The organism is Pseudomonas sp. SCT (genome assembly GCF_003864275.1).
Taxonomy (GTDB): domain Bacteria; phylum Pseudomonadota; class Gammaproteobacteria; order Pseudomonadales; family Pseudomonadaceae; genus Stutzerimonas; species Stutzerimonas stutzeri_AE.
In genome coordinates this window covers 338,403-356,286 of the sequence record NZ_BDJA01000002.1, presented here as the reverse complement: position 1 = coordinate 356,286, position 17,884 = coordinate 338,403, and the positions used below count along the sequence as shown (strand labels likewise).

Annotated in this window: 16 protein-coding genes and 1 pseudogene; 15 read left to right on the top strand and 2 right to left on the bottom strand. The window is 64.3% G+C overall.

Features of this window, described 5'->3' with window-relative positions:
• Positions 1–36: 36 nt before the first annotated feature.
• The 10 genes and pseudogenes from BHD08_RS06160 to BHD08_RS06115 all read left to right on the top strand — a co-directional run bounded on the left by BHD08_RS06160 (position 37) and on the right by BHD08_RS06115 (position 9,745).
• Complete coding sequence (locus BHD08_RS06160) at positions 37–1,284, top strand: M20/M25/M40 family metallo-hydrolase (protein WP_125021165.1); 1,248 nt, start codon at positions 37–39, stop codon at positions 1,282–1,284.
• 87 nt (positions 1,285–1,371) lie between these two features.
• Positions 1,372–2,064 (top strand): MOSC domain-containing protein, encoded by a 693-nt coding sequence (locus tag BHD08_RS06155; RefSeq protein WP_125021164.1) that lies wholly within the window; start codon positions 1,372–1,374, stop codon positions 2,062–2,064.
• Between the two features lie 114 nt (positions 2,065–2,178).
• Positions 2,179–2,733: a hypothetical protein gene (locus BHD08_RS06150; protein ID WP_125021163.1), complete on the top strand. Its 555-nt coding sequence runs from the start codon at positions 2,179–2,181 to the stop codon at positions 2,731–2,733.
• A 1-nt stretch (position 2,734) separates the two neighbouring features.
• Positions 2,735–3,484 carry a CPBP family intramembrane glutamic endopeptidase gene (locus BHD08_RS06145; protein ID WP_125021162.1) on the top strand — a complete coding sequence of 250 codons (750 nt, stop codon included), beginning with the start codon at positions 2,735–2,737 and terminating at the stop codon, positions 3,482–3,484.
• Positions 3,485–3,603: 119 nt separating this feature from the next.
• Positions 3,604–4,023 (top strand): annotated as a pseudogene (locus tag BHD08_RS06140) (YciI family protein).
• Between the two features lie 16 nt (positions 4,024–4,039).
• Positions 4,040–4,459, top strand: coding sequence for a VOC family protein (locus BHD08_RS06135; protein ID WP_015276221.1), 420 nt, complete (start codon positions 4,040–4,042; stop codon positions 4,457–4,459).
• A gap of 144 nt (positions 4,460–4,603) precedes the next feature.
• Positions 4,604–5,767: a DUF1624 domain-containing protein gene (locus BHD08_RS06130; protein WP_125021161.1), complete on the top strand. Its 1,164-nt coding sequence runs from the start codon at positions 4,604–4,606 to the stop codon at positions 5,765–5,767.
• 253 nt (positions 5,768–6,020) lie between these two features.
• Positions 6,021–7,619, top strand: a complete 1,599-nt coding sequence (locus BHD08_RS06125) for a FimV family protein (protein ID WP_125021160.1) — start codon at positions 6,021–6,023, stop codon at positions 7,617–7,619.
• Between the two features lie 131 nt (positions 7,620–7,750).
• The gene (locus BHD08_RS06120; RefSeq protein ID WP_125021159.1) at positions 7,751–8,743 is read left to right on the top strand and encodes a ribonuclease Z; all 993 of its coding nucleotides are present in this window, start codon (positions 7,751–7,753) and stop codon (positions 8,741–8,743) included.
• A gap of 186 nt (positions 8,744–8,929) precedes the next feature.
• Positions 8,930–9,745, top strand: a complete 816-nt coding sequence (locus tag BHD08_RS06115) for an alpha/beta fold hydrolase (RefSeq protein WP_125021158.1) — start codon at positions 8,930–8,932, stop codon at positions 9,743–9,745.
• A gap of 86 nt (positions 9,746–9,831) precedes the next feature.
• Here the strand turns inward: BHD08_RS06115 and BHD08_RS06110 are convergent, their stop codons facing one another.
• Both BHD08_RS06110 and rlmE read right to left on the bottom strand, forming a co-directional pair.
• Positions 9,832–10,671, bottom strand: coding sequence for a bifunctional allantoicase/(S)-ureidoglycine aminohydrolase (locus BHD08_RS06110; protein WP_125021157.1), 840 nt, complete (start codon positions 10,669–10,671; stop codon positions 9,832–9,834).
• A 455-nt stretch (positions 10,672–11,126) separates the two neighbouring features.
• Positions 11,127–11,747 (bottom strand): 23S rRNA (uridine(2552)-2'-O)-methyltransferase RlmE, encoded by a 621-nt coding sequence (gene rlmE / locus BHD08_RS06105; RefSeq protein WP_013983571.1) that lies wholly within the window; start codon positions 11,745–11,747, stop codon positions 11,127–11,129.
• A gap of 246 nt (positions 11,748–11,993) precedes the next feature.
• Here rlmE and BHD08_RS06100 point away from each other — a divergent pair, with 246 nt between their 5' ends.
• The 5 genes from BHD08_RS06100 (at position 11,994) to BHD08_RS06080 (ending at position 17,869) form a co-directional block, all read left to right on the top strand.
• Positions 11,994–13,631: an NAD(P)/FAD-dependent oxidoreductase gene (locus tag BHD08_RS06100; RefSeq protein WP_125021156.1), complete on the top strand. Its 1,638-nt coding sequence runs from the start codon at positions 11,994–11,996 to the stop codon at positions 13,629–13,631.
• Positions 13,632–13,642: 11 nt separating this feature from the next.
• Complete coding sequence (locus BHD08_RS06095) at positions 13,643–14,374, top strand: RNA methyltransferase (protein WP_125021155.1); 732 nt, start codon at positions 13,643–13,645, stop codon at positions 14,372–14,374.
• Positions 14,375–14,604: 230 nt separating this feature from the next.
• Positions 14,605–15,381 carry a PP2C family serine/threonine-protein phosphatase gene (locus BHD08_RS06090; protein ID WP_125021154.1) on the top strand — a complete coding sequence of 259 codons (777 nt, stop codon included), beginning with the start codon at positions 14,605–14,607 and terminating at the stop codon, positions 15,379–15,381.
• 16 nt (positions 15,382–15,397) lie between these two features.
• Positions 15,398–16,951 (top strand): serine/threonine-protein kinase, encoded by a 1,554-nt coding sequence (locus BHD08_RS06085; RefSeq protein ID WP_125021153.1) that lies wholly within the window; start codon positions 15,398–15,400, stop codon positions 16,949–16,951.
• 60 nt (positions 16,952–17,011) lie between these two features.
• Entirely contained in the window at positions 17,012–17,869 is an 858-nt protein-coding gene (locus BHD08_RS06080; RefSeq protein WP_125021152.1) for an FHA domain-containing protein, read from the top strand.
• Positions 17,870–17,884: the final 15 nt, after the last annotated feature.

The window sequence follows — 17,884 nt, the reverse complement described above, 5'->3', positions numbered from 1 at the left end:
TCTCAAGCTCATCACCCCCGAGCAGAGGTTGTTCCGATGCCCATCCGCGCCGTCGCCCCGATTGCCGCCGCAGTCGCGCTTTGTCTTTCATCGCTGTCCGCCATGGCTGCCGAGCTCAAACCTGCCGAGCTGCTCGAACAGGCCAAAGCCGCACAGAGCGCCTATATCGAAACCGTGAAACAGCTGGTGGCTGTGGATACCGGCACCGGTCAGGCGGCGGGCTTGGCCACGGTCAGCCAGATGCTGGTCGAGCGCCTGCAGGCGCTTGGCGCGCAGGTCAGCACCAGCCCGGCGACGCCATCGGCCGGTGACAACATCGTCGGCACCCTCAAGGGCACTGGCAGCAAGGACTTCCTGCTGATGGTGCATTACGACACAGTGTTCGCCGAAGGCACCGCCGCGGAGCGACCGTTCCGCATGGACGAGCAGCGCGCCTACGGCCCCGGCGTGGCCGATGCCAAGGGTGGCGTGGCGATGATTCTGCACGCGCTGGAGCTGCTCAAGGCGCAGCAGTTCGACGACTACGGCACGATCACCGTGCTGTTGAATCCGGATGAGGAAATGGGTTCGGCCGGCTCGAAGAAAATCATCGCCGAGCTGGCCCGCAAGCACGACTACGTCTTTTCCTACGAGCCGCCGGACAGCGATGCGGTGACCACCGCCACCAATGGCATCAATGCGGTGATGCTGGAGGTGAAGGGCAAATCTTCTCACGCCGGCTCCGCGCCAGAGGACGGTCGCAACGCCGTGATGGAGCTGGCGCATCAACTGGTGCAGCTCAAGGATCTGGGCGACCCGGACAAGGGCACCACGGTGAACTGGACCATGATCGCCGGCGGCGAGAAGCGCAACATCATCCCGAACAAGGCGACCGCCGAGGCGGACATGCGCTATTCCGATATCAGCGAAACCGACCGCGTGCTCACCGATGCGCAGAAGATCATCGGGAACAAGCTGATCGACGACACCCGCGTCGAGCTGCGCGTCGACAAGGGCCGTCCACCGCTGGCGAAAAACCCGGCATCGGAGCGCCTGGCCGAGACCGCGCAGCGCCTGTATAGCGAAATCGACCAGCGTATCGAGCCGATCGCCATGCGCTTCGGCACCGACGCCGGCTACGCCTACGTGCCGGACAGCGACAAGCCAGCCGTGCTGGAAACCATGGGCGTGGTCGGTGCCGGGCTGCATTCGGAAGAGGAATACATCGAGCTGTCGAGCATCGCGCCGCGGCTGTATCTCACCACGGCGATGATTCGCGCGCTGTCCGCCGAGCAAGCGCCCTGACCAACCAGTGCTATGCACGGAACGCACGGCCTCCCCTCCGATGCGGCACAATCGCGCCTTCGCGAGCCGCCATCCGGAGGGAGCATCATGCAGCTGGCCAGGATCGAACAATTGCTCGTCGGCAAGGCCGTAGCCTTCAGCCGTCCCGGCAGCCGCAGCGCCATCGCCAAACAGCCGGCTGAAGGCGCCGTCGCGGTTGGCGTCGAGGGGCTGGCCGGCGACGAACAGGGTGATCGCCGCGTTCACGGCGGCCCGTACAAGGCGGTTCACCATTACCCGTTCGAGCACTATCGCAATTGGCGCGAACAACTCGGCGACTCGCCGCTGCTGCAGCAACCCGGCGCCTTCGGCGAAAACATCAGCACCCGTGGACTCGTCGAGGCCGATCTGTGCCTGGGTGATGTGCTGCGTTGTGGCGATGCGTTGCTGCAAGTCGCCCAGAGCCGGCAGCCGTGCTGGAAGCTCAATGATCGGTTCGGCGTCGCGGACATGTCCCTGCGCGTGCAGCAGAGCGGCATGACCGGCTGGTACTACCAGGTACTGCAGCCTGGCCAGTTGCAGGTCGGCCAGGTGCTGGTGCTGGAGCAGAGGCCGTTTCCGCGCTGGCCGCTGACGCGGGTAATGGATGTGCTTTACCGGCGCACACTCGAGCGGGACGCGCTGCTGGAACTGGCCGAGCTGCCGCTGGTGCCGAACTGGCGCACGCTGGTGGAGCGTCGGCTGCAAGCGAACACCGTCGAGGACTGGAACAAGCGCCTGTACGGCGCGACCGATGCCTGAGCAATAGCGACGTCATCAGCAACCCGAATCGCCGACCGTCCGGCTGCAATGCAGTAGGCGAAACGCCGTGCTGCGGGTATCTTCGCCACCTCTCATCACAGGACCACCCGCTCGATGCTTCGCCTTCTCACGCTCTGCGCACTGGCGCTGTTCGCCTGCACCGCCCACGCCAAGGTCGAGGTATTGCTGCTGGAGCATGAAGGCCAGGGGCAGGTGCTGGTCGCACGGGTTACCGAACAGATCGCGCCGGGTGACTACGAGGCGCTGCTCAAGGGCATCATGGCCCACCCTGGCAAACACGCGCGCAAGCTGCTGATCCTCGACAACATCGGCGGCAGCGCAGCGGAAGCCATGCGCATGGGCTATCTGCTGCGCGAGACGGGCTTCGACGTGCTGCTACCAGAGGCGGCGGTCTGCCAGGGCAGCTGCATCTACCTGCTGGCGGCGGGACGGCAGCGCACGGTGCGCGGCCATGTCGGCCTGCACCGGCCCTACATCGCCAACGGCGAGTCGGCGCTGTCCATCGGACAGCGACCACACCGCGCGCCGCGCATCTATTTTCGGGACATGGGCGTCAACACGCGGCTGGCGGACGACATGCAGCTGATCGAACCGTGGCGCATGCGCGTGCTCACGCAACGAGAACTGGCGCGCTATCGGCTGCGCTGACGTGCGTCATGCACTGCACTACGGCACTCCCCTCCTCGCGCTGCTGGCGGGACTGGCAGCAGGATTGATCGATGCCTCCGCTGCGCTGGCGACTCTGGCATTTGCCGGGTGGCTGACAGTGCAGCCGCGCTTGCCTGGACCGTTGTGGTTGATCGGCGCACTGCTCGGCTCCCTGTTGCTCGCTGCGCATCTGCTGCCCGGCTTCACGCCATTGCCGATCGGGCCGCCGCAGGACCTCGGCGGCGCAGCGCCCTGGCAATTGCGCATCAGCCCGGACAAGGCAATGGTCGCGGCACTGCTGCTGGCCTGGTGGCTGGGCCAGCCACGAACGGCTTGGCGCTCGATCAGACTCACCCTGCTTGCGTCAGGCGCCTGCCTGATTCTCATCCCACTGCTCGCGCTGGCCTTTGGCGTGCTGGACTGGCAGCCGAAATGGCCGGCGCTGTTCCTGCCTTGGCTGCTGATCAACCTGGGCATCACCTGCCTGGCCGAAGAGCTGATCTTCCGCGGCCTGCTGCAGCGTGAACTGGTCCGCCGCTTCGGTGCGGCCATCGGCATCGGCCTGGCGACCGTGCTGTTCGGCGCCGCGCACCTGCCGGCCGGGGCGGGTTTCGCCGGACTCGCCACACTGGCAGGGCTCAGCTATGGCCTGGCCTTCCACTACGCCGGTGATCGGCTGTGGGTGGCGGTGCTGCTGCATGGTGCGGTCAACAGCCTGCATATCCTTCTGCTGACCTATCCGCTGCGCTGATACAAAAAATTTCATCGCCCTGTCGATTTCCCCCGCGCCCGTTCGACCAATGATCGGAGCCGGCGGAAATTGCCGTATGCCCGTCTAGGCTCTTTCCATTCCACTGAAGGAGTCCACCGATGCGTTTCATGGTGATGATCAAGGCCACCCCGCAAACCGAAGCCGGCGAGATGCCCAGCGAGGACGTTCTCACGGCGATGGGCCGCTACAACGAAGAACTGGCCAGTGCTGGCGTACTGCTCGGCGGCGAGGGTCTGCAACCCAGTCGCAAAGGCGCGCGCGTGCGTTTCAGCGACGGCCAGTGCAGCGTGGTCGACGGCCCGTTCGCCGAAACCCGCGAGCTGATTGCCGGCTACTAGCTGTTCCAGACCGCCTCGCTGCAGGAGACCATCGACTGGATCAAGCGCTGCCCGCAATCAGCCATCGGCGACGCGGAAATCGAGATTCGCCAGATATTCGAAGCCGAAGACTTCGGCGCCGAGTTCACCCCCGAACTGCGCGAGCAGGAAGAGCGCCTGCGCGCACAACTCAACCACTGACCGCAAGGAGCAAGCCATGAAGATCACCACCTACCTGACCCTCGACGGCACCACCGGCGAGGCGTTTACCTTTTATAAGGACGTGCTGGGCGGCACGCTGGAAATGATGACCTTTGCCCAGGCACCCGATGCCGAGCAGTTTCCCGCCGAGTATCGCGAACGAATCATGCACGCCTGCCTGAATCTCGGCGACGGCGTGCTGATGGCTTCCGATACCTTGCCCGGCACCTGCAGCGGCGGACCGTACGAAGGCATCAAGGGGTGCTCGGTTTCCCTGCATCCGACCAGCGTTGACGAAAGCGAAAAGCTGTTCGCCGCACTGGCCGAGGGCGGCACGGTGGTCATGCCGCTGGAGAAGACCTTCTGGGCCGAGCGTTTCGGCATGCTGACCGACCGTTTCGGCGTGTCGTGGATGGTCAACTGCGAGCAGGGCTGAAGCGATCGGCCTTTTTCACACAGGGTGACCATCGTGGTTGATTCACATTTGGAGAGGCAGCGACTTTTGTTATAACGTATCGCACCTTTCGGCGGGCGCAGCGAGTCTGCGCCCGCATTGCGATCATCCTGCTGTGAGCCGTTAATGCCCTCCCCCGATCTCACTTCGCCAGCCACGGCGCGTCTGCAATCCATCGACGCGCTGCGCGGCCTGGTGATCCTGTTCATGCTGCTGGATCATGTTCGCGAAACCTTCCTGCTGCATATGCAGGTGCCCGACCCGATGGACGTGGCGGTCACCGAGCCGGCGTTATTCTTCAGCCGCACCCTGGCGCATCTCTGCGCGCCGGTGTTCATCTTCCTGACCGGGCTCTCGGCATTCCTTTATGGCGAAAAGCACCAGGACCGCCGTGCCGTATCGAGCTTTCTGCTCAAGCGCGGGCTGTTCCTGGTGGCGCTCGAATTCACCCTGGTCAACTTCGCCTGGACGTTCCAGTTCCCGCCTCAGGTGATCTATCTGCAGGTGATCTGGGCGATCGGTCTGAGCATGCTGGCGCTCTCGGCGCTGCTCTGGCTGCCGCGTCCTGCGCTGATCATGCTGGGGCTGGTGATCATCGGCGGGCATAACCTGCTCGATTCGCTGCAGTTCGCCGCAGACTCTGCGCTGCATGTGCCATGGGCGATCCTGCACGATCGCGGCTGGATCGAGGTTGCGGAAAACCTGCGCCTGCGCACCTCCTACCCGCTGCTGCCGTGGATCGGCGTGATCGCCCTCGGCTATGCCGCGGGCCCCTGGTTCGGCCGAAATGCCGACCCCGAGCGACGGCAGCGCTACCTCGGCGGCTGGGCTCAAGGCGCCCTGCTGACCTTTGTTCTGCTGCGGCTGATCAACAGCTACGGTGAGCAGCCCTGGGTCGTCGGCGAGGACGGCCTGCGTACGCTGATGAGCCTGTTCAACGTCACCAAATACCCGCCGTCGCTGCTGTTCCTCTGCCTGACGCTGGGTTGCGGCCTGCTTCTGCTGCGTTACTTCGAACGCAAGCAGGGCCGCGCCTGGCTGCGACCGCTCAGCGTATTCGGTGCCGCACCGATGTTCTTCTACCTTCTGCATCTGTACGTGCTGAAGCTGCTCTACGTCGCCGCCGTGGCGATCTGGGGTTTGAACCATGGCAATCACTTCGGCTTCGACGCCGTATGGCCGCTATGGCTGTGCACCGTGGCGCTGGCGGTGGTGCTGTTCCCGGCGGTGCGCTGGTTCGCCGAACTCAAGGCTCGCCGCAGGGATATCACCTGGCTGAAATACCTCTGAAACCGGCCTAGCCCCCGGTCCCGCAAAATTGAGATTCAGCACAGGGCACCAGTAGCTTTCCCTGGTAGAAGCGCCCCCGCCGGGTAGCCGTCGATCCGGGAAAATGTGAACGACTTGGCAAAGTGCCATCATTGCATGATCATAGCCACCTCACGCTCACCTCGGGGGAGTCGGCCGCACGCCATCGCCGCCTGCCCGGCCCGGTTCAGCACGGCCGGCCCGCCCCCCAGCTACCTGATGGCACGAGAACACTATGTCGCCCTTTCGTCTCGCTGTTTGGCCATTCGCGCTGATCGCTGCCGTTTTCACGCCATTCGCCTGCGCACTCGGGCTGGGAGAAATCAGCCTGCATTCAGCGCTGGCCGAGCCGCTGAAGGCCGACATCGAGCTGCTCGATGCACGCAACCTGAACAGCGATGAAATCAAGGTACGCCTCGCCCCAAGTGATGTCTTCGCTCGCGCTGGCGTCGAGCGCCCAGCCTTTCTGGCAGGTTTGAGCTTCCTGCCGGTGCTCGAGCAGGGCCGGCACCGTATCCGTGTAACCTCCACTGCCCCGGTGAAAGAGCCGTACCTGAATTTCATCATCGAGCTGACGCTACCGGGCGGCCAGCTATTGCGCGAGTACACGCTGCTGCTCGATCCGCCGCTGTATCAGCCGGCGCTTTCGGCGCAACCACAAGTCCGACCAGAGGCGCCGCGAGTCACCCTTACCCAGCCCGCACGGACGGAAGCCATCGAGCCGCTGCCCGTGGCCGCGCAAGGCAAACGCTATCGGATCATGCCGGGCGACAGCCTGTGGAGCATCTCGGGACGGGTAGAGGTTTCCCCGTCGACCTCTCGTGAAGCACTGATGGCCGACCTGTATCGACTCAATCCTGCAGCGTTCATCAATGGGGACCGCAATCGTCTGCGTGTCGGTGCCGAGCTGCTTCTGCCCGATAGCGCAGAGTCCGGCGCATCGGCGGTATCCACCGCAGCGAAGCCCGCTGCGCCGGCGCAGGATCGCGTGGAGCAACCGCAAGCCCTGTCTCAAGCCGAATTACCCGCGGCGCTCGCCGAAGCGCCTGCTGGACAGGACCAGAGCCTGGTCGATGTGCTCAGGCAACTCGAAGCCCAGGTGCTGAGCCTGCAGGCACAGATGGACGAACAGAATCGCCTGCTCGCCGAAGCGCAGAGCACCCTCGCCCAACGGCAGGCAGCCGCGGCCGTCGTAGAAGCCACCGTAGAGGAAGCCACAGCCGTAACCGGTCATGCCGAACAGCCTGCGCAGCCGAAGCCGCAGACGGTGCCTGTACAGCCAGTAGCAATGTCACCGCCAATGCATGAGCCAAGCGCCGGCAGCTCCTGGCTGATTCCACTGCTGGGGTTACTGAGCCTGCTGGTCGCCCTGCTGTGGTATCGCCGTCGCGCAGTCGCTGTAACCAGCATCAGCGAGCCCCGCCAGGCTCAGGCGAAGCGGGCTGAAGCATCCTTCCCGGATATCAACCCCTTCCAGCGAGACGTGCCGGTTGTAACGGAGATGTCGCTCGACGAGTACCTCGACCGCGCGCCTGCTGCGCCTGCTGCTAGCGTGGCGCTGGTCGCAGCGCAGCCGCAAGCCGCACCACAGCCACAGCCAGCGCAGTTGCTGGATGACATGCTCGCCAGCCTGCCGGATGATCTCGATGCACTGACCATCACGCCCCCCGTCGCGGCTGTCGAGGCTGATCTGCGCGAGCGGCTCAACGAAGCACTCGCCAGTATCGACCGCGGCGAGGTCGAGCAGGCAACTCGCCTGCTGATCAGCCTGCTCGACCAGAGCGACAGCGATGACCGTCGCTTCATTGGCGAGCAACTGGCACGCATCGCCTGATGCACTGGCTGGTTTTTCGCCCCTCCAGGCCCCCGGTGGATGGCTGAGCGAATTCGCTTCCGACGACGGGCCGGCGGCCGTCAACCGCGAGGTACGGCATACTAGCCAGCCCAACCAGGAGAGCATGCCCCGTGGATCTTCTCTTTCTCGGCACCTCATCCGGTACGCCCACCCGGGCCCGCAATGTCACAGCTCTCGCGCTGCTGGAGGACACTGGCAAGAGCTGGTACCTGATCGATTGCGGCGAAGGCACCCAGCACCGACTGCTGCGCACGCCACTTTCGCTGCATGACCTGCGCGCCATCTGCATAACCCATGTACATGGCGACCACTGCTATGGCCTGCCCGGCCTGCTGGCCAGCGCCGGGATGATGGGGCGCAAGGCCACACTGACGATCATCGCGCCGCAGGGCATCGAAACCTGGGTACGCACGACGCTGGACATGAGCCAGAGCTGGCTGGGTTACGAGCTCGACTTCCGCGCTGTCGAGTCGCTGGATGAGTGGCGCAGCCCAAACATGCGTATCGAAGCAACCGCCCTGTCCCACCGCGTACCCTGCTATGGCTACAGCTTCACCGAGACCCGGCCCGATCCGCGCCTGGACATCGAGCGCCTCGAACGCGACGGCGTGCCCCGCGGCCCGCTATGGGGCCAATTGGCGCGCGGCTTCGACATCGAGCACGAAGGCCGCGTGCTGCGCAGCGACGACTACCTGAGTTTCAGCCGCGCGCCGCAACGCATCGTCATCGGCGGCGACAATGACCGCGCCGACCTGCTCGCCGATGCCTGTCGCGGTGCTCAGTTGCTGGTGCACGAAGCGACCTACACCGAGGCGGTCGCCAACGATGCGCGCAACGATTTCGGTCACAGCACCGCGGCCTCGGTGGCGCGCTTTGCGCAAGCGGTCGGCCTGCCGAATCTGGTGTTGACCCACTTCAGCGCGCGCTATCAGAAGCACCCCGGGCGGGGTCACTCAATCGAAGACCTACGCGCCGAAGCCAACGCGCTCTACTCCGGCCAACTGTTGCTTGCCGAAGACTTCATGCGTTTGCACCTGGGCAAGGACGGCCAGCTGATAACTATTGAGGCATCCGACCCACGGACCCCGCGCTCACTGCGATAACGATCGTCGGCAACCCCAGCTTTTCCCGCCCTGCTGACTACTGTTCGCCAACGCCTCGCAGCCCGCTCAACGACCGGCACTTCTCGATCAAGGCGCCGCCCGGCGATACATCCGCCACTGCATGTTGACGTTTACGTAAAAGAACAGTACTGCTATGCCGTTCGCAACGTTCAGGAATCTCCGTCCATGACCCTCAGTGCAACGCTCGATGACCGCCTGGCCGATCTCTGGATAGAGGACGCCCATGGTCGGACCTTCGTCCGCAGCTGGATCCCCGACGCCGATGCGCTTCGGCCGGACCGGGCACCGATACTGCTGCTGCATGAGTCGCTCGGTTGTGTCGAGCAATGGAAAGATTTTCCCGCCGCCCTCGCCAATGCCACCGGCCGAACGGTGGTCGCCTATGACCGGCTGGGTTTCGGCCGCTCCGACCGGTTGACCACTCCGCCGGCACCGACCTTCGTCGAAGACGAAGCCGCGCAAGGCTTCGCCCGCGTGCTGGCGCACCTGGGGATCGAGCGCTTCGTGGTACTTGGACACAGCGTCGGCGGCAGCATGGCTGTGCATTGTGCTGCGCAATATCCCGAGGCCTGTCAGGCGATGATCACGATGTCGGCGGTCACCTTCGTCGAGGCGCGTACCCTCGCGGGAATCCGAGAGGCCAAAGCCTGGTTCGCCGACCCGGCGCAACGCGAGCGCCTGCACCGCTATCACGGCGATCGCAGTGACTGGGTGCTGAGCGCGTGGATCGATACCTGGCTGGCGCCGGATTTCGCCGCATGGACGCTTGCCCATGCCCTGCCCGCAGTCGGCTGCCCGAGTCTTGCCATCCATGGCGGGAACGATGAGTTCGGCTCCGAACGCCACCCCCAGCTGATCGCTGAACACGCCAGCGGCAAGGTCGAACAGGCGCTGCTCCCCGGTGTGGGGCATGTACCGCATCGCGAGGAACCGGAACAGGTGCTGGAGCGGATCGGCCGGTTCCTGCAGCGGATCGACTAACTCGCTGCGCGGACAGACGCTGCAGAGCAGCTCATGCCTGCTCTGGACGCAGTGCCTTCGCAGCTAGCGAAGGCACTTCTTGAAAGTCAGGCCCGCTGGTTGAACCGGCCCAGATCCATGTGACGGTTCACGTCCTTGTACAGCAGGTAGCGGAACTTGCCCGGGCCGCCGGAATAGCAGGCCTGCGGACAGAACGCGCGCAGCCACATGTAGTCGCCCGCCTCGACCTCGACCCAATCCTGATTCAGGCGATACACCGCCTTGCCTTCCAAGACGTAGAGGCCGTGTTCCATCACGTGGGTTTCGGCAAAGGGAATGACCGCACCCGGCTCGAAGGTGACGATGTTGACGTGCATGTCGTGGCGCATGTCGCTCATGTCGACGAAGCGCGTGGTCACCCATTTGCCATCGGTACCCGGCATGGGGATCGGCTCGATATCGTTCTCGTTGGTCACGAAGGCCTCCGGGTAGGGCAAGCCCTCGACGGCCTGATAGCCCTTGCGGATCCAGTGGAAACGTACCGCCGTCGCCCCGGTGTTGCGCACGCTCCACTTCGCCGCTGGCGGTATGAACGCATAGCTGCCGGGACGCATGGCATAGAGGGCCCCCTCGATCGTCAGCGAGAACTCGCCATCGACGACGAACAGTACGCCTTCGGCGTTCGGGTCCTGCTCGGGCCGGTCACTGCCGCCGCCGGCGCCAAGCTCCACGATGTACTGGGAAAAGGTTTCGGCAAAGCCCGAGAGCGGCCGGGACAGCACCCACATGCGCATGTTGTCCCAGAAGGGCAAATGGCTGGTGACGATGTCGCGCAGCACCCCCTTGGGAATGACTGCGTAGGCTTCGGTGAACATTGCACGGTCGGTCAGCAGTTGAGTCTGCTCGGGATGTCCGCCCTTGGGGACGTAGTACGTTGTGCTTGCCATGGTTCTCCAGGTGCATGGAGGGCTTGCCGAACAGCCGCAAGCCAGGTGGATGGAGAGCCAACTGTATACAAGAAACATGTGAATGGTCAAAGATTGTATACAATCCTTTCTGCGCCCATGCCCGCGAGCAGCGCGGCATGGCGGACGGGCGCGCGGAGCTCACCGCGGCGCTGGTAGGGAAGTCATCTGGCTGGATGGGAAAGCCAACTGAGCGGCTTCGAAGTTGCTGGCATCATGGCCAAGGAAGACGTGTCAGGTGGTAATAAAGCTGCGCCGCATGCCGGGCGCGATTCGACGCCATCGGCCCTGTGGCGCTGACACGCGAGGAGCTGAAGAAGTATGTCGATGAGAAGGGAATCAGCGAGCGCGTCCGCATGCCTGAAGACGGTGCATCGCTAGAACTCTGAACATGTACCGGCTGGCCTTCGGGCCAGCCTTCCTGCCGCACCGAATCGCTAGCCCTTGAAGCCCTTCGCCACCAGATAGACCTCCCGCGAACGCGGGCGCGAGGCTTCCGGCTTGCGGATCACCACCTTCTCGAACGAGCTGCGCACGTCCTTGAGGAACTCGTCCGAGCCTTCGCCCTGGAACACCTTGACCACATAGTTGCCACCGGGTTTGAGCACCTGGCGAACCATGTCGAGGGTGAGTTCCACCAGATACATCGATGCAGCCTGGTCGGCGGCGGCGACGCCGCTGATGTTCGGCGCGATGTCGGAGACGATCAGGTCGGGCTGCCGGCCGTCGAGCATGTCGAGGATCTGCTGGAACACGGCATCCTCGGTGAAGTCGCCCTGCACGAAATCGACGTTGTCCAGCCCGCCCATTGGCAGGATGTCGGTGGCCAGCACCCTGCCCTTTTCACCGACGATGCCGCCGGCCACCTGCGACCAGCCACCGGGGGCGGAGCCTAGGTCCATGACCAGCATGCCGGGGCGTATCAGTTTGTCCTTCTCGTTCAGCTCGATCAGCTTGTAGCTGGAGCGCGAGCGCAAGCCATCCTTCTGCGCGCGTTTGACGAAGGGATCGTTGACGTGTTCATCCAGCCAACGACGGCTGCTTTTGGATCGTTTCATGTTAGAGCCAACCACGGAGAATCAAGGTAAGACGTGCGCCAACAGGCAGGACCCTGCGCAACTGTCGGGCAAATTGGCGGCGATTATAAGCCGATAATGCCGGCCCGCGGGCGCCGGGCGCAGCACCTGCCCCTGAAGGACAGCCAGCGCCGCCTGACAGGCGTGCGCGTCGCCGGTACAATCCGCGCCTCATTCTCCCCTCTCAAGTTGCTTCCTCTGCCGGAGTCACCGGCCAGGATTACCGCCATGATTCGCATCACCGAACTGTCCCTGCCCCTCGAGCATCCCGCCGATGCGCTGCGCGAGGCCATCGTCAAGCGTCTGAACATCAGCGACGCCGACCTGCTGGACTTCACCGTGTTCAAGCGCAGCTACGATGCGCGCAAGAAGAACAGCGTCATCCTGTTCATCTACATCGTCGACGTTGAGGTTCGTGACGAGGCGGCGGTCCTGGCGCGCTTCGCCGACGACAACCACGTGCGTCCGGCGCCCGACACATGCTACTACCCGGTCGGCCAGGCCCCGGCCAATCTGACCGAGCGGCCGCTGGTGGTGGGCTTCGGCCCCTGTGGGCTGTTCGCCGCGCTGCTGCTCGCACAGATGGGCTTCAAGCCCATCGTGCTCGAGCGCGGCAAGGATGTGCGCAGCCGCACCAAGGACACCTGGGCCCTGTGGCGCAAGAAGACCCTCACGCCGGAATCCAACGTGCAGTTCGGCGAAGGCGGCGCCGGGCTGTTCTCCGACGGCAAGCTCTACAGCCAGATCAAGGACCCCAAGTTCTACGCCCGCAAGGTGATGCACGAGTTCGTCCGCGCCGGCGCGCCGGAAGAGATCATGTATGTCAGCAAGCCGCACATCGGTACCTTCCGCCTGACCGGCGTGGTTGCGGCGATGCGCGAGGAAATCATCGCCCTCGGTGGCGAGGTGCGCTTCGAAAGCAAGGTCACGGATCTCGTGATCGACGATGGTCAGCTCGAAGGCGTGGTGCTGGCCAGTGGCGAGACACTGCGCAGCCGCCACGTAGTGCTGGCGCTGGGCCACAGCTCGCGCGACACCTTCCGTATGCTGCACCGCCACGGCGTGTATATCGAGGCCAAGCCATTTGCCATCGGTTTCCGTATCGAGCACCCGCAGGGCATGATCGACCAGGCCCGTCTGGGCAAGTACGCCGGCCATCCGGAGCTAGGCGCCGCGGACTACAAACTGGTCTACCACGCCAAGAACGGCCGTGCCGTCTACAGCTTCTGCATGTGCCCCGGCGGCACCGTGGTGGCCGCCACATCCGAGCCGGGGCGCGTGGTAACCAACGGCATGAGCCAGTATTCGCGTAACGAGCGCAATGCCAACGCCGGCATTGTGGTTGGCATCAACCCCGAGCAGGACTTCCCCGGCGACGCGCTGGCCGGCGTGGAGCTGCAGGAGCGCCTGGAATCGCGCGCCTACGAGCTGGGCGGCAGCGACTACTGCGCACCGGCGCAACTGGTCGGCGACTTCATCCGCGGTGTGCCGTCGACCGCGTTCGGCGAGGTCGAGCCCTCCTACAAGCCGGGCGTATGCCTGGGCGATCTGGCGCCGTCGCTGCCGGAGTATGCGATCGAGGCCATCCGCGAGGCGCTGCCGGCATTCGGCAAGCAGATCCGCGGGTTCGATCGCGCTGACGCGGTGCTCACCGGCATCGAAACCCGAACCTCGTCGCCGGTGCGCATCACCCGCGATAACGAGACGCTGCAAAGCCTCAACCTGCGCGGCCTGTATCCGGCCGGTGAAGGTGCGGGTTACGCCGGCGGCATTCTCTCGGCGGGCGTGGATGGCATTAAGGTCGCCGAAGCCCTGGCTAAGGCGATGCTGGCTGACGCGGGCCAGTCCGAAGTGCAGAGCAACTGAGCGCCGCCTTGATGAAATTCGACGACATCAAAAAGCTGCACCAGAAGAAATACCGGGCCGAGTTCGGACATTTCCTGGTGGAGGGCGAACATCTGCTGCTGGAGCTGCAGAAAGCGGCGCTGCATAACCCACTGCTGCAACGCAGCGAGTTGTATGTGACCAGCACCTACGAGCACTGGCAAAGCCCGTTCAAGACCCACCTGATCAGCGACCGCCAGATGGCGCAGATCGCCGACACCAAGACCCCGCAGGGCATCGTTGCGCTGGTACCGATGCCGGCGACAGGCGCGTCGCTTGCTGCGCCCGTCGCAGGCGAGCGCGCCATCTACCTGCATGAAATCCAGGACCCAGGCAACCTCGGTACCATCCTGCGCACCCTGGCCTGGTTCGGCAATTTTCGCTGCCTGCTCAGCCCCGGCAGCGTCGACCCGTACAACCCGAAAGTCGTGCGTTCGAGCATGGGCGCGATCTTTCATGCGCCGATGGAGCTGGATGTGGAGTTGGACTCCTTGCGCACGCGCTTCGAGCGCATCGCCTGCCTGGATATGCACGGCGAGCCCGTGCAATCGGCGGGTTTCAGGGCTTTCGATTGCTACCTGTTCGGCAATGAAGCCCGCGGCGTACCCCGTGACCAGCTGAACGCACTCGACGCTCAGCCATTCACCATCCCCGGTTGCGGCGCCATCGAGTCGCTGAACCTGGCCGCCACGGTCAACATGTGTGCGTACGAACTCAGCAGATAGCCCTCCCAGGCGTTGAATGCCTGCTCCCGGAAACGCCTTCATGGCATCCCGCAGCGATCTGGCAGTGCGATTGCGAGCCCGCGAGTCACCGCGCATGGAGTACGAGACTCGGAATAATTCCACCCGTTTGCACGAGTTAACAGTTTTGCGCTTGCTCCGGCGCCAATCGATGACAGTCGCACACGCCCAACGCATCATGCCCGCTCGACGCCGTGCCGCAGGGCCCACGCATGCAACCGACCCTTTCTGACTCATTGCTGGACTACGCAGGGCAAAGCTCGCCCGGACGCAGGCGCAACCATAATGAAGATGCGCTGCTCTGCGCGCCGCAGCTCGGGCTTTGGGCAATCGCCGACGGCATGGGCGGGCACCAGTGCGGAGAGATCGCAAGCAGCCTGGCACTGTCTGCATTGCACAAAGCGATTGAAGATGGCGAGCCGCTGCAGGTTGCGGTCCAGCAGGCCAACCAGGCGGTAGTGGAAGAAGCCGTAGACGATGGCATGGGTACCACCCTGGTGGCTGCGCAGTTCAATGGCGCGGACTTCGAGCTAACCTGGGTCGGTGACAGCCGGGCCTATCTGGTCAGCGCCAACGGCATCGAACAGCTGACCCGGGACCACAGCTGGGTGCAGATGATGATCGATGCGGGCGAGCTGAAACCCGCCGAAGCCGAGGGCCACGCCTGGCGCAACATCATCCTGCGTTGCCTGGGACGCGAAGCACCGCTGGAGCTCGGTACCGGCAGCGGCACCTTGAAGCCCGACGAACTGCTTCTGCTGTGCAGCGATGGCCTGACCAACGAGCTGACCGACGCGCAGATCCACGCCACCTGCACCTTTGCCGACACGCTGGAAAATCTGGTCGAACAGCTGATCGACCAGGCGAACGCTCATGGCGGTCGCGACAACATCAGCTGCATCGTGATCGGCCGAACCAGCCCGCCGCCTGCAGCCGAGTCCCGCGGGCGCCGCTTCATCAACATGCTGCTCAAACCCCTCAAGTCGTAAGTACGCGCGAGTTTCTATGACGCATCGGATGCTGGAAATACCGGGCTATCGCCTGCACAAGCGACTCGGGAAAGGCGGGATGGCCGAAGTCTACCTGGCCACCCAGCTATCGCTGGATCGCGAGGTAGCCGTCAAGGTACTGCTGCGCACCGAGGACGCAGCGTTCACCGAACGCTTTATCCAGGAAGGCCATATCGTCGCCTCGCTGCGCCATCCGGCCATCATCACCATTCACGACATCGGCCAGATCGCCGATGGCCGGCACTACCTGGCCATGGAGTACATCGGTGGTGGCGATCTGGCGCAGCACCGCGGCATCGTTTTCTCACCGTCCCGGGCGCTGGACATCATCCGCCAACTGGCCGGTGGCCTGGCGGTGGTGCACGACGGCGGGTTGGTTCATCGCGACGTAAAGCCGGCCAACATCCTCTTTCGCGACGATGGCAGCGTCGTGCTCACCGATTTCGGCGTGGCCAAGTCGGTCGAACTGGACAACGAGCTCACGCATTTCGGCATTGCCGTCGGCAGCCCGGCGTATAGCAGTCCGGAACAGGCGCAGTGCCAGCCACTGGACGCGCGCAGCGACATCTACAGCCTCGGGGTGATCCTTGCCGAGATGCTCAGCGGCACCAATCCCTTCCGCGCCAGCAGCTATCCGCAGACGGTGCTCAACCACCTGCAGATGCCCATCCCCTTGCTGCCGCCCGCGCTGGCACCCTATCAGCCGCTGCTCGACCGCATGCTGGCCAAGCAGCCGGCCGAGCGCTTCGGCAATTGCCGTGAGCTGTTGGCCGCAATCGACACCCTCACCGAGCCGGACATGGACCAGACGCGCATCGCACCGGCACTGCTCATGGAACCCCCACCACAGCCCCGACGCCGGCGACAGCGTCGGCGCATTGGCCGCTGGGCGACTGTGGGTGCGCTGCTTGCTTTGGCAATAGCCGCGTTGGGCGTGGGTGGCTATCAATGGTTTCAGTACAGCCAGATCAGCGAGTTTCTCACCCGTGCCGAGTCGCGTCTGGGCGAAGGGCAACTGACCGCACCGGCGTACGACAATGCGGACTACTACTTCCGCCAGGCCCTGCGCCTGGACGCGGACAATGCAGATGCCCTCGATGGCCTGCGCCGCGTCCTCGATGCCCGCATCGCCCAGGCCCTGGAACTGGCGGCGCAGCGACTGGCCGATGACCAACTCCTGGAACCGGCCGAGGACAGCGCCGTGCACTACTACCAGCAAGTGCTTGGCTGGCTGCCGGAGCACCAGGTGGCGCTCGATGGGTTGGCCCGAGTCAGCGAACGCTATGTCGAACTCGTCGAAGCGGCATATGGCAGACGCGAGTACGCGTTGGCACTGGAATACCTCGAGCAGGGACTGGAAGCCTCACCGGGGTACGCACCGCTGCTGGCACTGCACGATGCCCATGCCCAGCGCGTCGCCAAGGCAAGAGCGCCGCGGCCTGTGCCGCGCACCGCTGCCAGCGCCTCGCGCACCCAACCGGCTAGCACGCAGACCTCGCAAGCACCGGCCAATCCGGTCAAGCGCCTGTGGAATCGGATATTCAATTGATGATCACGCCTGATCGCCTGGCCGATGCCGGCGATCGCTCCCGCTCAAGGTAACGCAGACATGCTCAGGATCCACTTCGCAGACAATCGTCAGAGCCCCGTCTGGCTTGCCGACGAACGCTTCACCCTCGGCTCGGACCGCAGCAACAGGCTGGTGATAAGCGATGCCGGCGTGGCGCCCTTTCACGCCGAGCTGATACTGGAAAACCGCTTCTACTACCTGACCGACCTCGGCACGCCAGGCGGCACCTACGTCAATGACGAAAAGATCGGCGAGCGCTATCAGATCCGCTCCGGGGACCGTGTGCGACTCGGAGCGCTGGAACTGGAGATCGTCGACCCAGCCAAAGTCGGCACCAAAGTGGCGGCAGCCCCACGCTGGCTGCTGCAGGTGGTCAAGGGCGAAAACCAGGGCCACAAGTACCACATCACCGGCTCGATGACCTTTGGCCGCTCGGTCAAATGCGAGCTCTGCTTCGCCGATGCGGAGCTATCCCGACGGCACGCGGAGTTCTATCTGAAGGGCGATGTGCTGGAAGTGAAGGACCTGGCATCGGCCAACGGCTTGATGGTCAATCGCGAGAAAGTCACGACCGCTGTCTTGCAACCGGGCGATCAGGTACAGCTGGGCAATACCACGCTGTTGGTGATCGGCCCCAGGGTGAGTGCGCCGGAAATCGTCGACGAAGACGCCACCGTGTTCATCCGCGCCGCTGATCTGCCCGCCGCCGTAGCTGCTCAGCCCAAGCCTGCCCGCCCTCGCCCTGCCACACCGAACCCTCTGCACGTCGCCACGACCCCGGCAACCTCGGCGTCGGCACTGGAGACTCCGCGCAAATCGGGCTGGCGCCTGGCCTTGCTACTCGGTGCGTTGGGGCTCGCCGTCACCGCTGGGTTAATTGCGCAGCGGATGATCTAGCAGCTCGCTGCTCCT

What these genes read in the sequence shown, in the direction of transcription:
- BHD08_RS06095 (WP_125021155.1), top strand. Translation starts at nt 13,643, where the DNA reads ATGAAATTCGACGACATCAAAAAGCTGCACCAGAAGAAATACCGGGCC.
- BHD08_RS06135 (WP_015276221.1), top strand. Translation starts at nt 4,040, where the DNA reads ATGAAGATCACCACCTACCTGACCCTCGACGGCACCACCGGCGAGGCG.
- rlmE (WP_013983571.1), bottom strand. Translation starts at nt 11,747, where the DNA reads ATGAAACGATCCAAAAGCAGCCGTCGTTGGCTGGATGAACACGTCAAC.
- BHD08_RS06130 (WP_125021161.1), top strand. Translation starts at nt 4,604, where the DNA reads ATGCCCTCCCCCGATCTCACTTCGCCAGCCACGGCGCGTCTGCAATCC.
- BHD08_RS06080 (WP_125021152.1), top strand. Translation starts at nt 17,012, where the DNA reads ATGCTCAGGATCCACTTCGCAGACAATCGTCAGAGCCCCGTCTGGCTT.
- BHD08_RS06090 (WP_125021154.1), top strand. Translation starts at nt 14,605, where the DNA reads ATGCAACCGACCCTTTCTGACTCATTGCTGGACTACGCAGGGCAAAGC.
- BHD08_RS06100 (WP_125021156.1), top strand. Translation starts at nt 11,994, where the DNA reads ATGATTCGCATCACCGAACTGTCCCTGCCCCTCGAGCATCCCGCCGAT.
- BHD08_RS06125 (WP_125021160.1), top strand. Translation starts at nt 6,021, where the DNA reads ATGTCGCCCTTTCGTCTCGCTGTTTGGCCATTCGCGCTGATCGCTGCC.
- BHD08_RS06155 (WP_125021164.1), top strand. Translation starts at nt 1,372, where the DNA reads ATGCAGCTGGCCAGGATCGAACAATTGCTCGTCGGCAAGGCCGTAGCC.
- BHD08_RS06115 (WP_125021158.1), top strand. Translation starts at nt 8,930, where the DNA reads ATGACCCTCAGTGCAACGCTCGATGACCGCCTGGCCGATCTCTGGATA.
- BHD08_RS06160 (WP_125021165.1), top strand. Translation starts at nt 37, where the DNA reads ATGCCCATCCGCGCCGTCGCCCCGATTGCCGCCGCAGTCGCGCTTTGT.
- BHD08_RS06110 (WP_125021157.1), bottom strand. Translation starts at nt 10,671, where the DNA reads ATGGCAAGCACAACGTACTACGTCCCCAAGGGCGGACATCCCGAGCAG.
- BHD08_RS06085 (WP_125021153.1), top strand. Translation starts at nt 15,398, where the DNA reads ATGACGCATCGGATGCTGGAAATACCGGGCTATCGCCTGCACAAGCGA.
- BHD08_RS06150 (WP_125021163.1), top strand. Translation starts at nt 2,179, where the DNA reads ATGCTTCGCCTTCTCACGCTCTGCGCACTGGCGCTGTTCGCCTGCACC.